We start from the raw sequence: 12,527 nt of genomic DNA, 5'->3' as shown, positions 1-12,527 counted from the left end.
TGGTGGGCGGGGCGCCGGATGCGCGCTAACCCCTTGCCGCGGTCGCGAGCGGCGGCTAGCGCGGCGTCAGACGAAGCGGATGCGGTTCTGCACGCGGGTGCGGACCTCGAACGACTCGCCGTACCCGCCGAGCCGCGGGTCGTCCGTGCCGGAGCGCAGCAGCTGCGGCAGCAGCGAGCGGCGGATGACGACGGCGCCCTGGTGCCTGCCGCGCTCGACCTGCTCGAACGGCTGCTCCAGCGCGTCGTCCGGCACGACCACGACGCTCGTCGAGAAGCGGACGCCCAGCTCGCGGCCGAGACGGCGCGCGGCCTTCGCGAGCGAGGCGATCGGCTTCTCGTCCTCGGCGATTCCGGGGCCCTCGAGCTCGCCCTTCCTCAGACGGACCGGGTCGCCCCAGTCGGCGGAGGTCAGCGCGAGCAGGCCGGCCGGCCCGAGCACGAGGTGGTCGATCTTGAGCCCGCCGTCGCCGACCGCGACGTCGTTCCAGATCGTGTAGGCGATGCCGAGCGCGCCGACGAGCGCGGCCGTCGCCTCCTCGGCCTGAGCCTTCGCGAGCCAGGAGCGGACCTCGCGAGGAGCGGAGCGGACGATCGCCGGGTCGAAGGGGTCCTCGGTCTCGACGCCGCGGCCGAGCCACTCGCGCACCAGGCGCAGGTAGTACTCGCGCGCCGCGCCTCCCGGGTGACCGTAGGAGCGGGCGCGCACGGCCGAGGCGGTCTGCGGGCGCGGTGAGCCGGTGTACGGCGACTGCGGGGAGGACCTCCCGGGGGCGGGAGCGCCTCGGTCGTAGTCGCCGCGGGCGGAGGCGCTGCCGATCCGCTCCCAGGCGAGCTGCACCGCGTGGAACGACGCGGCGTCGCCTCCCGTGTCCGGATGGGTCTCGCGGAGGCGGAGCCGGTACGCCCGGCGGAGCTCGTCGTCGGACGCGGTGGCGGCGACGCCCAGCACCTCGTAGGGGGTGCGGGCGGCGTGGCTGTCGGGCATGTGCTTCCGGGAGGGTCGGGGCGGGGGGTTCCGAGTGTATCGACGCGGGCCGGGCGCCCGGTGGGAGCGCGCACCGCGTCGGCTCGGAACGCGCCGAGCGCCCAGCGGGGGAACGGGCGCCCGGCGGGGGTCAGTGCGCGAGCAGCTCGCGCACCCGCGGGATGACCTGCGTGCCGTAGAGCTCGATGTTGCGCATGATCGCCGGGTGCGGCAGCGTCCCGGCGCTGTACTTGAGGTCGAAGCGGTCGATGCCCAGGGCCTCGACCGTTCGCGCGATCTTCCGGGCGACCGTCTCGGGCGAGCCGAGGTGGATGGCGCCGTCGGGGCCGGCCTCCTCCTCGAAGCGCTCGCGGGTCATCGGGGACCAGCCGCGCTCGCGGCCGATGGCGTCCATCATCGCCTTGTGGTGCGGGAAGTACAGCTCGCGCGCCTCCTCGTCGGTGTCGGCGACGAAGCCGGGCGAGTGCACGGCGACCGGGAGGCGGGGCTGCTCGAGCTGGTCGAGCGCGCGGCCGAAGAGGTCGACGTAGGGGCGGAAGCGGGCCGGCGAGCCGCCGATGATCGCCAGGACGAGCGGGAAGCCGTACCGGGCGGCGCGGACGACCGACTCGGGGCTGCCGCCGACGCCGATCCAGGTGCGGAGGGTGCCGTTGTCGAGGGTCGGGTAGACGCTCTGCTCGGTGAGCGCGGGGCGGGTCGTGCCCTGCCAGGTGACCGGGCCGCCCTGGATCAGGGCGTGGAAGAGGTCGAGCTTCTCCTCGAAGAGGACCTCGTACTGCGCGAGGTCGTAGCCGAAGAGCGGGAAGGACTCGGTGAAGGAGCCGCGGCCGAGGATGACCTCGGCCCGGCCGCCGGAGAGTCCGTCGAGGGTGGCGAAGCGCTGGTAGACGCGCACCGGGTCGTCCGAGGAGAGGACCGTCACGGCGGAGCCGAGGTGGATGCGCTCGGTGCGGGCCGCGATGGCGGCGAGCACGACGTCCGGTGCGCTCACGGCGAAGTCGGCGCGGTGGTGCTCGCCGATCCCGAAGAAGTCGATGCCGACGCGGTCGGCCAGGACTCCCTCCTCGACCACGTCGCGGAGGACCTGGCCGTGCGGCAGCGGGGCGCCGTCCGGGCCGGCGGTGACGTCGCCGAACGTGTCGACGCCGAACTTGACTTCATGCATACTCATGGACTTCTGCAACCTCCGGGGGTCGACGGCTATTCCTGCGGGCGGGGTCCGACGTCCCCGGGCAGGAGCTCGTCGGAAGAGACGATCCCCGCCTCGAGCGCCGGCTCGCGGTAGGCGCGCCCGAGCGAGGCGACGGTGTCGTGCGCGTTCAGGCCGCTCGGGTTCGGCAGCACCCAGAGCGGCGCGCCCGCCACGTCCTCCTTCTGCCTGCCCTGCACCGCCCTGCGGCGTCCGAACGCGATCCGGTAGGCGGTGATGCCGACGACCGCGACGGCCCGGGGCCGCACCCGCTCCACGGTGGCGACCAGCCGCTGAGCGCCCTCGCGCAGCTCCTCCGCGGTCAGCTCGTCGGCACGGGCGGTCGCCCGGGAGGCGAGATTGGTGATGCCGACGCCGCGGGAGACGAGCTCCGCGCGGTCCGCGGCGCTCATCCCCTCGGACACGCGCGGCGCGCGCTCGAGGATCCCGGCCGCGACGAGCGCCGGGTAGAAGCGGTTGCCGGGGTGGGCGAAGTGCGCGCCGGTGGCGGCGGTCCACAGCCCCGGGTTGATGCCGACGAAGAGGAGCCGGACGTCGTCGCCCAGCAGGTCCTCGACGGTGCGGTCCTGGAACGCTGCGAGCTCGGCGCGGGTGAACGGCATGCGACCATCCTGCCGCGGCGCAAGTCCTCTCGGCTCGGGGTCGCCGGTGCCAGCATGGAGGTATGACGAACGCATCCCAGGACCACCCGATCCAGCACGGCAGCGACGACGCGCAGCTCGACGAGAAATTGCGCGGCGTGCTGCTGCAGGTCGCCGGCGACGCCGAGCTGCGACCGGAGGAGGACGTCGAGACCCTGCTGCGCCAGCGCCTGCGCGACACGCGGATCTCGATCTCGGACGAGGCGATCCCGGGGCTCGCCAAGCGCATCCCCGGCCTCATGCAGCGCGGGGGCGGCGACGTGAACCCCGGGGCGCACTAGCCCCGAGGGACGGGCGCGGGCCGAGCGGCCGCTCGGGCCCGCGCCGGCTCGCGCTACTCGGGGACCGCCGGGCCCTTGCGGTGGTGGTCGAACACCAGGCTCGTGCGCGTCGAGGCCACCGCCGGGTTCGCCGAGAGGTTCGAGACCACGAAGTCCCGCACGTCGCTGGAGTCGCGGACCGCGACGTGGATGATGAAGTCCTCCGACCCGCCGAGGAAGAACACCTGGACCACCTCGGGCAGCGCGCGGATCTCCTCCGCGAAGCGCGTGATCGCCTGGCGCTGGCCGACACGGATGCTGACGCTGATCAGCGCCTGCAGGGTCAGGCCGAGCGCCGCCGGGTCGAGCTCGGCGGTGAAGCCGGTGATGACGCCGCGCTCGACGAGGCCCCGGACGCGTGCGACACAGGTCGACGGGGCGATGCCGGCGCGCTCGGCGAGCCGGCTGTTGGGCGTCCGCGCGTCGGCGCGGAGGAGGCGCACCAGGGTCCGGTCGACCGGATCCAGGTCGTCGAGGTCGTGCAGATCCTTCGGTGGCATGCGCCCGCTCCCTCACTCCGGCGACGAACCTTCGGCCCGTGCGGTGACTTCCGACCGATCCTGCGGAGTTCCCCCGCTCCGGGCACGATCTTCGCACGATGGGGGCAGAGCCGGTGCAGGATCGGCGCCCACCGCCCGCCCCGCGGGCCGCAGCGAAGGAGCCGCCGTGCGCGTCGGGATCCCCACCGAGATCAAGAACAACGAGAACCGGGTCGCCGCCACTCCGGCCGGCGTCCACGAGCTGGTGCGCCGCGGCCACGAGGTCCTCGTCGAGGCCGGCGCGGGCCTGGGCTCGCGCGTGTCGGACGACGACTTCCGCCGCGCCGGCGCCCTCGTCGTCGACGGGCCCGATGAGGTCTGGGGCGAGTCCGAGCTGGTCCTCAAGGTCAAGGAGCCGATCGAGGCCGAGTACCCGCGGATGCGCCGTGACCAGGTGCTCTTCACCTACCTCCACCTCGCCGCCTCCCGCCCGTGCACCGATGCGCTGCTCGCGGCGGGGACGACCTCCATCGCCTACGAGACGGTCCAGCTGGACGACCGGCGGCTGCCGCTGCTCTCGCCGATGAGCGAGGTCGCCGGGCGCCTGTCGATCACGGTCGGCGCCTACCACCTCATGAGTGCCGTCGGCGGACGGGGCACGCTGCTCGGCGGGGTCCCCGGCACTCCGAAGGCGAAGGTCGTCGTGATCGGCGGCGGCACGGCCGGCGAGCACGCCGCGGCCAACGCCCTCGGCATGGGGGCCGACGTCACGATCGTCGACCTCTCGCTCCCCCGCCTCGCGCAGCTCGAGAACCGCTTCCAGGGCGCGATCCAGACCCGCGCCTCCTCGGCCTACGAGATCGCCGCGCAGCTGGCCGACGCCGACCTCGTGATCGGATCCGTCCTCATCCCGGGCGCCAAGGCGCCCAAGCTGGTGACCGACGAGATGGTCGCCACGATGAAGCCGGGCTCGGTGCTGGTCGACATCGCGATCGACCAGGGCGGCTGCTTCGAGGGCTCGCGTCCGACCACGCACGACGACCCGGTGTTCCCCGTGCACCGGAGCGTCTACTACTGCGTCGCGAACATGCCCGGCGCTGTCCCCGAGACCTCGACCCGCGCGCTCACCAACGCGACGCTCCCGTACGCGCTCGCGCTGGCCGACCGCGGGTGGCGTGCCGCCCTGGCCGCCGACCCGGCGCTCGCCCGCGGCCTGAGCACCCACGACGGCCGGGTGACGAACACCGCCGTCGCCGCGGCCTTCGACCTCCCGGCCGTGCCGGTGGAGTCGCTGCTGCTCTAGGCGCCCGCGGGCGCGAGGCCGAGCCCCCCGAGGATCTCGGCGATCTCCTCCTCCGGAGCGCCGCCCACGTCGACCGTGACGTGGAGCTCGTCGTCGCCGAGGGGCTCGAGCGCCTCGAACTGCGAGTCGAGCAGCGTGGTCGGCATGAAGTGGCCGACCCGCGAGGCGAGCCGCCCGGCGATACGGTCCCTCGATCCCGCGAGGTGCGCGAAGACGAGGTCGTCGCGGCGCAGGACGTCGCGGTAGCGGCGGCGCAGGGCCGAGCAGGTCACGACGACCGAGCCGCCCGCGGCGATCCGCTGGTCCACCACGCGGGCGATCTCGGCCAGCCAGGGCGCCCGGTCCTCGTCGGTCAGCGGGATGCCGGCGTGCATCTTGTCGACGTTCGCCTGCGGGTGCAGGTCGTCCCCCTCGAGGAACTCCCAGCCCAGTCGGCGCGCCAGGAGCGACGCGACGGTCGACTTGCCGCTGCCGGAGACGCCCATGACGACGACGGCGCGGACGGGGACGGTGGGAAGAGCGGTCATCAGATACCTCCTACGAAGAGACCGATCAGGAGGACCCCGGCGAGCCCGGTCACCGAGACCAGGCACTCCATCACGGTCCAGGTCTTGAGCGTCTGGCCGATGCTGAGCCCGAGGTACTCCTTCACCAGCCAGAACCCGGCGTCGTTGACGTGCGACAGGAACACCGAGCCGGCGCCGATCGCGAGCACCATGAGGGCGACCATCGGCCCGTCCATGGTCTCGGTCAGCGGCTGGAGGATCCCTGCGGCGGTCACGGTGGCGACGGTCGCGGAGCCGGTGGCGACGCGGATCACGACGGCCACGAGCCAGGCGAGCAGCAGCGCCGAGGCGCCGCTCCCCTCCGCGAGCTGGGCGACCACCCCGCCGATCCCGGTGTCGACGAGGACCTGCTTGAAACCGCCGCCCGCACCGACGATGAGCAGGATGCCCGCGATCGGCGGCAGCGAGCTCGAGAGCGAGGCCTGCAGCTCGGTGCGGTTCATCCGGCCGCCGTGGCCGAGCAGGACCAGACCGGCCAGGAGCGCGATCCCCAGCGCGATGGTCGGCGTGCCGAGGAAGTCGAGGGCGCCCTTCCAGGCGTCCGTGGAGCCCGGGGCCGCGATGTCGGCGATCGCCTTGCCCAGCATCAGCACGACCGGCAGCAGGATGCTCGCGACGGCGGCGGCGAAGCCCGGGCGGTGCTCGCGCGTCTCGCCCGCGCCCTCGCCGAAGAGCGGCGGCGTCTCCACCGGCGCCCAGCGGGCGGCGACCCGGCCGAAGAGCGGGCCGGCGACGACGACGGTGGGGACCGCGACCAGGACGCCGAACGCGAGGGTCACGCCGAGGTTCGCGCCGAGTGCGTCGATCGCGACCAGCGGTCCGGGGTGGGGCGGGACGAGGCCGTGCATCACCGAGAGGCCGGCGAGCGTCGGGATCGCCACCTTCATCAGCGGCAGACCGCTCCGGCGGGCGACCAGGATCACGACCGGGATCAGCAGCACGAGCCCGACCTCGAAGAACATCGGCAGCCCGATCAGCGCGCCGACGAAGCCCATCATCCAGGGCAGCGCGCGAGTGCTCGAGCGGGCGATGAGGGTGTCCACAATGCGGTCCGCGCCGCCCGAGTCGGCGAGGAGCTTGCCGTACATCGCGCCGAGGCCGATGAGGATGCCGACGCCGCCCATGGTGTTGCCGAACCCCAGCGCGAAGCTGGCGACCGCGTCCGCCGCCGCCAGCCCCGCGATCAGGCCCGTCGTCAGCGCTCCGATCAGCAGGGAGACGAAGGGGTGCAGCTTCAGCCAGGTGATCAGCACGACGATCACGGCGATGCCGACGACGGCGGCGAGGATCAGCTGCCCCTGCCCGGCGGTGGTGGCGGGGGCGTCCCCGGCGGCGGCGCGGAGGGCGGGGAGGAGGGTCGGTGTCATGAGCGTCCTTGGTCGAGCCGACGGCCAGCGGCCGGCTTTTGTCCGACATAACCTGCGTGTGTCCCGATCATGCCCGAAGATCGGCCGGGGCGCGACTCCGGCGATGGCAGGATGACCGCATGCCCGCGCCGACGCCCTCGCTGCACCACTCGGTGCTGGACGAGCTCGGTTCGCAGATCGTGCGCGGCGAGCTCGCGCCGGGCACCACCTTCAGCGCCGACGAGCGTGCGGAGCGGCGCGGGGTCTCCCGCTCGGTGATGCGGGAGGCGGTGCGCGTCCTCGAGACGCTCGGGCTCGTGACGTCCCGCCGCCGCGCGGGGACGCGGGTCCAGCCTCCGGAGTGCTGGAACGCCCTGGACACGCGAGTCGTCGCATGGGGACTGGACGGCCCGGACCGGCGGCGCCAGCTGCACCAGCTCAGCGAGCTCCGACTCGGGGTGGAGCCGCTCGCCGCCCGGCTCGCCGCGGCGAACGCGACCGAGGAGCAGCGGCGGGCGCTCACGGAGGCGGGCGACGCCCTCTCCACCCACTCCCGCGCAGCCGACCAGTCCGCCTACCTCGCCGCCGACACCGCCTTCCACCGCTCCCTCCTGGCCGCGTCCGGCAACCGGATGCTCGCGCAGCTGGGCGATCTGGTCGCCGAGGTCCTCGCCGGCCGCACCCGCAACGCGCTCATGCCGCGCGAGGCCGACTCCACCGCGGTGCGGCTGCACCGGGCGGTGGCCGCCGCCGTCGCCTCGGGCGACGCGGACGCTGCGGAGGCCGCGATGCGGGCGATCGTCGAGGAGTCGGACCGGGCGGTGCAGGAGAGCTGACGGGGTTGCACGCCCGCAGCGCCGCGCGCACAGTGGAGCGCATGGTCGAGGGATACACGTCCGCGCAGGTGCGGGCCGCCGAGGCTCCGCACCTGGCCCGGCGGGAGCCGCTGATGCAGCGCGCCGCCGACGGCCTCGCCCGCGAGCTGCGTCTCGTGCTCGCCGGGCGCTCCGACCGCTCCCGTCCGGCCTCGGTGCTCGTCCTGGTCGGTCCGGGCGACAACGGCGGTGACGCGCTCTACGCGGCCGCCGAGCTCTCCTCCTCCGGAACCGACGTCGTCCTCGTCCTCACGGCCGAGCGGGTGCACCGCCGGGGCCTCGCCGTGGCGCTCGACGAGGGCTGCGGGCAGGTGCCGGCCGACGACGCGCCCGGCCTCGCCGCGGCGGTGGCGCGGGCGGACGTCCTGGTCGACGGGATCCTCGGCATCGGAGCGACGGAGCCCGCGCTGCGGGGGCGGCCGCGCGTCGTCGTCGAGGCGGTGCTCGACGCGCTGGAGCGGCGGGCCGAGCGCCCGGTGGTCGTCGCGGTCGACCTGCCGAGCGGCATCCATCCCGACGACGGGTCGGTCCCCGATCCCACCGTGCTGCGCGCCGATGTGACGGTCGCCTTCGGCGCGATCAAGGCCGGTCTGCTGCTGCCTCCGGGCGACTCCTACGCGGGCCGTCTGCGCCTGGTCGACATCGGCCTCGGCCCGGACCTGGCCGGAGTGGAGCCCGCGGTCCGCGAGTGAGTGAGCGGCTCAGGAGGGAGCGAGGAGGTGCGCCTTCTCGGGGTGCTGCTCGAACCACTGTCCGACGTACCAGCACATCGGCACGACGCTCCGCCCGCCGGCGGCCTCGATGTCGTCGACGGCGAAGGAGACCAGCTCGCCGGCGAGCCCGCGGCCTCGGAAGGGCGGGGTCGTGAAGGAGCGGACGAGGGAGACGCTGCCGGGCGCCTCGCGGTAGTCGAGGACGCCCACCAGGGCGCCGTCGAGGTGGAGCTCGTAGCGCGACGCGTCGTCCGCCCGGCGGAAGTCCTTGGCCATGCCTCCAGAGTAGGACGGCCCGGACGGATCAGGCCTCGTCGCCGAGCATCTCGCCGTCGACGTAGAGCCAGCGACCGTCCTCGCGCAGGAAGCGGCTGCGCTCGTGCACGAGGCCGGGGCCGGCGGGCGAGCGGTAGGAGGCGCGGAACTCGACCAGGCCCTCCTCGTCGCCCTCCCCGCCGAACGAGGTGTCGACGATCTGGAGCCGGCGCCACTGCACGTCGGGATCGAGGTCGATGCGGCGCGGCCGGGTCGAGGGGTGCCAGCTCGCGAGCAGGTAGGGAGCGCTGCCGAGGACGTTCGCGCTGTAGCGGCTGCGCATCAGGCGCTCCGCCGTCGGCGAGGGCTCCTCGCCGAGGTGGGCGGGGCGGCAGCAGTCGGCGTAGTGGCGGCGGCTTCCGCAGGGGCAGGAGTCGGCGGGGTGCATCCGGCCAGTGTGGCAGGCGATGCGGCGCCCCCGGCCCGGCGCGGCTCCGGCGAGCGCCGCGACTCCCCGGGCCGTCCAGGTGTGCATCCCCTCCACATCCGCTCCGCCGCCTTGAGGGTGCCGCCGGATCCCGGCAACGTGGCCCCCTCATCGACCACGGACGGAAGGAACGACCCGATGCTCACGCTCACCGACAACGCCAGCACCGTCGTCAAGACCATCACCGGGCAGACCGAGACCCCCGTCGAGGGAGGCCTGCGCATCAGCGGCACCGATCTCGACGCCCGCAACTTCGCTGTCGCGGTCGCCGCGGCCCCCGAGACGACGGACGCCGTCGTGGAGCAGGACGGAGCGCGCGTGTTCCTCGACGTCGCCGCCTCCGTCGCTCTCGGCGACAAGGTCCTCGACGCGCAGGTGGACGAGGGCGGCTCCGTCAGCTTCGGGATCGCTCCCCAGGACTGACCCCGTCGACATCGGAGGCCGCCCCCACCGCAGTGCGGGAGGGCGGCCTCCGTCGTCCCAGGATCAGGAGAGGACGTCGCGGGTGGTGAAGCGGCCGATCGCGAGGGACCCGAACACGGCGACGTAGGCGAGCTGGAGCAGCGCGTTCTCGCCGAAGGAGCTCCACGCGATCGGGTCGCGCAGGAGGTCGGCGAAGTCGAACCACCGGTCGGTCAGCAGGAACGGGTGGAGGGCGTCCAGCTGCGAGAGCGAGCCGACGATCTGCGCCGCGATGGAGACGACGACGGTGGCCGCCATGGCGCCGACCGGCACATCGGTCAGCGTCGAGATGAAGAGGCCGATCGCCGAGAGCCCGACCAGCGAGAGCGCCGCGTACACGGCGATCGCCAGGGCCCGGCCGATCGCGTCGCCGAGCGGGACGGTGCTGCCGGAGAGCAGCGTCACCGGTCCCGCCGGGAAGAGCGCCAGGCCGATCAGGATCCCGACCACCATGACGGTGAGTGCTGCGGCGAGGCAGAAGGCGAGGGAGGCGGCGAACTTCACCGCGAGCAGCCGCACGCGGCCGACGGGGCTGACCAGCAGGTAGCGCAGCGTCCCGAGCGAGGCCTCGCCCGCGATCGCGTCGCCGGCGACGACCCCGACCGTGAGCGGGAGGAACAGCGGGACGGCGACCGTGATGGCCGCGAAGCCGGTGAAGAGGCCGTTGCCGGCGATCGCGCCCACGAAGGACGGCCCGCCTCCGTCACCGCCCGAGAGCCGCACTGCGACGGCGAGCAGGATCGGGATGGCGGCGAGGGCCGCGAGCAGCGCCCAGGTACGGCGCCGGCGGAAGAGCAGGGCGAGCTCGGAGGCGAGCAGGGACCCGATCCCCGCGCGGCGGACGGTCGCGTCAGCGCTCGACATCGAAGCCCTCCCCGGTCAGCTCGACGAAGCGCTCCTCGAGCGAGGGGCGGCGGACGGCGAACCCGCGGACGCGGACGTCGGCCCGCACGAGGTCGGCCACCAGCGTCTCGGCCGCGAGCCTGGGCGGCAGAGCGGCGACGACCAGCGGCGGATCGGCGGGGTGCGGGCCCGGCGCGGTGCGCGGCTCCAGACCCCGGGTGTGCAGGGCCACGATCGCGCGCTCGCGGTCGGGCGTCAGCAGCTCGACCGAGGCGGCGTCCCCGCGCAGCTCGTCCAGCCCGCCCTGGGCGACGAGGCGCCCTGTGCGCATGACGGCGGCGTGGGTGCAGAGCTGCTCGATCTCGGCGAGGAGGTGGCTGGAGACGAGGACGGTCGTTCCGTCCTGGTTCAGTCCGCGCACGAGGGCGCGGACCTCGCGGGTGCCCTGCGGGTCGAGGCCGTTCGTGGGCTCGTCCAGCACGATCAGGTCGCGCGGCGAGAGGAGGGCGACCGCGATGCCGAGCCGCTGCTTCATGCCCAGGGAGTAGGAGCCGACCTTCTTGCGCGCCGCGGCCGAGAGGCCGACGCGGGCGAGGGCCTCCTTCGCGCGGGTGTCGCGGGCGCGGGACGAGGTGCCCGCCTCCGCGGCGTCGAAGCGCCGGAGGTTGGCCGCTCCGGAGAGGAACGGGTAGAAGCCCGGCCCCTCGACCAGCGCCCCCACCCGGGGCAGGACCTCGGCCGCGCGCCGGGGCATGGCCTGCCCGAGGACGGTGATGCTGCCCGCGGTCGGCGCGGCGAGGGCGAGCAGCATCCGGATCGTCGTGGTCTTGCCCGAGCCGTTCGGGCCGAGGAAGCCGAAGACGGCGCCGCGGGGAACGGCGAGGTCGAGACCGGAGACCGCCTCCTGGCGCCCGAAGCGCTTGGTGAGGCCGCGCGTCTCGACGGCGAGCTCGCCCGCCGTCACCGAGCGGAGGCCGCGTCGCGGAGCGTCTCGGCCGGGACTGCGCCGGCGAGGACGCGTCCGTCGTCGGTGACGAGGACGGTCAGAAGGGCGGAGGAGAGGATGCGGCCGCCGTCGACCGGCGTGGTGACCGCGTCGAGCGAGGAGAGCGCGTCGGCGTCACCGGCGGGCAGCTCGACGACGCTCGTCCAGCCGGAGCCCGTGGTGACGACGTCGGAGTGCCCGGTGGTGTCCGCGGCGGGCGCGTCGGAGGCGTCCGCCTCGTCGTCGACCGGAGCGGCCTGCTCCGTCACCTCGGCGCCGGCCGGGGGCGTGAAGGAGAAGAGGGACGCGTCGGGTGTCGAGAAGTCGATGCTCGTGTACGCGACGCTGAACGCGGGCGCGGTGCCCCCGCGGGCGGTCACGGCTACCCCGAGCGGGAGGCCCGTCTCGCCGTCGACCGAGACGGTCACGGAGCCCACGAGGGTGCCGCCGTCGCGGGGCGTGAGCACGAGCTCGTACGCATCGCGCCCGGCGACGCTGACGTCCGAGCCGACCGCGACCGTGGTCGTCGGGTCGATCGCGGCGAGCAGCTGCTCGGCGGCGGACGACGGCGTCACGACCTGATCGCCCGGCGAGGCCTCGGGGGCTCCGCCGGCGGGAGGCACGAGGTGGGTGGCGGTGTTCGCGCTCGAGTCGTAGATCCAGACTCCGTCGGTCGTCGAGGCGACGACGTCGCGCTCGGCCAGCCGGTCGAGCACCTGGAGGCGCGCGCCCTTCTCGGCGTCGACGTACACGCGCGCCTGGTGCGAGCCGGTGGCGAGCTCGACGAGGGAGTCGGCGGGGTCGGCGGACGCCGAGCCGGCGGAGCCGCCGAGCGCCGAGAGGTCGGGCAGGCCGAGGTCCGAGGTCTGCTGGATCTCGCCGGAGAACGCCGTGGCGTCGCTCTCGGCGACGAAGGCGAGGAGGTCGGCGGCGGACTTCTCGGGGAGGTCCCCCGCGGCGCTCGCCGAGAGGGGGAGGGCGACGGCCGCGGCGACGACGACCGCGGGGACGACGGCGACGGGCGTCCAGCGCTTCCAGTCAATGCTCATGCCGGG

The 12,527-nt window shown here is 74.4% G+C and carries 16 protein-coding genes; 5 read left to right on the top strand and 11 right to left on the bottom strand.

Annotated features, from left to right (window positions below):
• Nucleotides 1–66: 66 nt before the first annotated feature.
• The 3 genes from C5C25_RS12030 to C5C25_RS12020 form a co-directional block, all read right to left on the bottom strand.
• Complete coding sequence (locus tag C5C25_RS12030) at nucleotides 67–987, bottom strand: J domain-containing protein (protein WP_104222564.1); 921 nt, start codon at nucleotides 985–987, stop codon at nucleotides 67–69.
• A 130-nt stretch (nucleotides 988–1,117) separates the two neighbouring features.
• Complete coding sequence (locus C5C25_RS12025; RefSeq protein ID WP_104225389.1) at nucleotides 1,118–2,152, bottom strand: LLM class flavin-dependent oxidoreductase; 1,035 nt, start codon at nucleotides 2,150–2,152, stop codon at nucleotides 1,118–1,120.
• 35 nt (nucleotides 2,153–2,187) lie between these two features.
• Nucleotides 2,188–2,799: a mismatch-specific DNA-glycosylase gene (locus tag C5C25_RS12020; RefSeq protein ID WP_104250739.1), complete on the bottom strand. Its 612-nt coding sequence runs from the start codon at nucleotides 2,797–2,799 to the stop codon at nucleotides 2,188–2,190.
• 62 nt (nucleotides 2,800–2,861) lie between these two features.
• On the opposite strand from C5C25_RS12020, the gene C5C25_RS12015 reads away from it, so the two are divergent.
• The gene (locus C5C25_RS12015) at nucleotides 2,862–3,119 is read left to right on the top strand and encodes a hypothetical protein (protein ID WP_104222561.1); all 258 of its coding nucleotides are present in this window, start codon (nucleotides 2,862–2,864) and stop codon (nucleotides 3,117–3,119) included.
• A gap of 53 nt (nucleotides 3,120–3,172) precedes the next feature.
• Here C5C25_RS12015 and C5C25_RS12010 read toward each other — a convergent pair whose 3' ends face one another.
• Nucleotides 3,173–3,658, bottom strand: coding sequence for an Lrp/AsnC family transcriptional regulator (locus C5C25_RS12010; RefSeq protein ID WP_104222560.1), 486 nt, complete (start codon nucleotides 3,656–3,658; stop codon nucleotides 3,173–3,175).
• Between the two features lie 166 nt (nucleotides 3,659–3,824).
• Between C5C25_RS12010 and ald the strand changes: the two genes are divergently transcribed.
• On the top strand, nucleotides 3,825–4,940 hold the full coding sequence (ald, locus tag C5C25_RS12005; RefSeq protein WP_104250738.1) for an alanine dehydrogenase: 1,116 nt from the start codon (nucleotides 3,825–3,827) through the stop codon (nucleotides 4,938–4,940).
• On the opposite strand, the gene C5C25_RS12000 is transcribed toward ald, so the two are convergent.
• The gene (locus tag C5C25_RS12000) at nucleotides 4,937–5,467 is read right to left on the bottom strand and encodes a gluconokinase (protein WP_104225392.1); all 531 of its coding nucleotides are present in this window, start codon (nucleotides 5,465–5,467) and stop codon (nucleotides 4,937–4,939) included. The genes ald and C5C25_RS12000 overlap by 4 nt on opposite strands.
• Nucleotides 5,467–6,873, bottom strand: coding sequence for a GntP family permease (locus tag C5C25_RS11995; protein WP_104250737.1), 1,407 nt, complete (start codon nucleotides 6,871–6,873; stop codon nucleotides 5,467–5,469). Before C5C25_RS11995 ends, C5C25_RS12000 begins: the two co-directional genes overlap by 1 nt.
• A gap of 119 nt (nucleotides 6,874–6,992) precedes the next feature.
• Here C5C25_RS11995 and C5C25_RS11990 point away from each other — a divergent pair, with 119 nt between their 5' ends.
• Entirely contained in the window at nucleotides 6,993–7,688 is a 696-nt protein-coding gene (locus C5C25_RS11990) for a FadR/GntR family transcriptional regulator (protein WP_104225394.1), read from the top strand.
• Nucleotides 7,689–7,729: 41 nt separating this feature from the next.
• Entirely contained in the window at nucleotides 7,730–8,419 is a 690-nt protein-coding gene (locus C5C25_RS11985) for an NAD(P)H-hydrate epimerase (RefSeq protein WP_104225395.1), read from the top strand.
• Nucleotides 8,420–8,428: 9 nt separating this feature from the next.
• On the opposite strand, the gene C5C25_RS11980 is transcribed toward C5C25_RS11985, so the two are convergent.
• Together C5C25_RS11980 and C5C25_RS11975 are read right to left on the bottom strand one after the other, a co-directional pair.
• On the bottom strand, nucleotides 8,429–8,716 hold the full coding sequence (locus C5C25_RS11980) for a GNAT family N-acetyltransferase (RefSeq protein WP_104222554.1): 288 nt from the start codon (nucleotides 8,714–8,716) through the stop codon (nucleotides 8,429–8,431).
• A 28-nt stretch (nucleotides 8,717–8,744) separates the two neighbouring features.
• Entirely contained in the window at nucleotides 8,745–9,230 is a 486-nt protein-coding gene (locus tag C5C25_RS11975) for a YchJ family protein (protein WP_258069404.1), read from the bottom strand.
• A 90-nt stretch (nucleotides 9,231–9,320) separates the two neighbouring features.
• Here C5C25_RS11975 and C5C25_RS11970 point away from each other — a divergent pair, with 90 nt between their 5' ends.
• Nucleotides 9,321–9,605 carry a hypothetical protein gene (locus tag C5C25_RS11970; RefSeq protein WP_104222553.1) on the top strand — a complete coding sequence of 95 codons (285 nt, stop codon included), beginning with the start codon at nucleotides 9,321–9,323 and terminating at the stop codon, nucleotides 9,603–9,605.
• Between the two features lie 63 nt (nucleotides 9,606–9,668).
• On the opposite strand, the gene C5C25_RS11965 is transcribed toward C5C25_RS11970, so the two are convergent.
• The 3 genes from C5C25_RS11965 to C5C25_RS11955 are packed head-to-tail and all read right to left on the bottom strand — an operon-like array spanning nucleotide 9,669 to nucleotide 12,521.
• Nucleotides 9,669–10,508: an ABC transporter permease gene (locus tag C5C25_RS11965; protein ID WP_104250736.1), complete on the bottom strand. Its 840-nt coding sequence runs from the start codon at nucleotides 10,506–10,508 to the stop codon at nucleotides 9,669–9,671.
• A complete protein-coding gene (locus C5C25_RS11960) occupies nucleotides 10,495–11,451 on the bottom strand; it encodes an ABC transporter ATP-binding protein (protein ID WP_104250735.1) in 957 nt (318 codons plus the stop codon). The genes C5C25_RS11965 and C5C25_RS11960 overlap by 14 nt, the downstream gene beginning before the upstream one ends.
• Nucleotides 11,448–12,521, bottom strand: coding sequence for a DUF2092 domain-containing protein (locus C5C25_RS11955; protein ID WP_104250734.1), 1,074 nt, complete (start codon nucleotides 12,519–12,521; stop codon nucleotides 11,448–11,450). Before C5C25_RS11955 ends, C5C25_RS11960 begins: the two co-directional genes overlap by 4 nt.
• Between the last annotated feature and the right edge of the window lie 6 nt (nucleotides 12,522–12,527).

Source organism: Rathayibacter sp. AY2B9, assembly GCF_002931595.1.
GTDB lineage: Bacteria > Actinomycetota > Actinomycetes > Actinomycetales > Microbacteriaceae > Rathayibacter.
The sequence above is the reverse complement of the archived record's forward strand: the minus strand, read 5'-3'. Positions and strand labels throughout refer to the sequence as shown.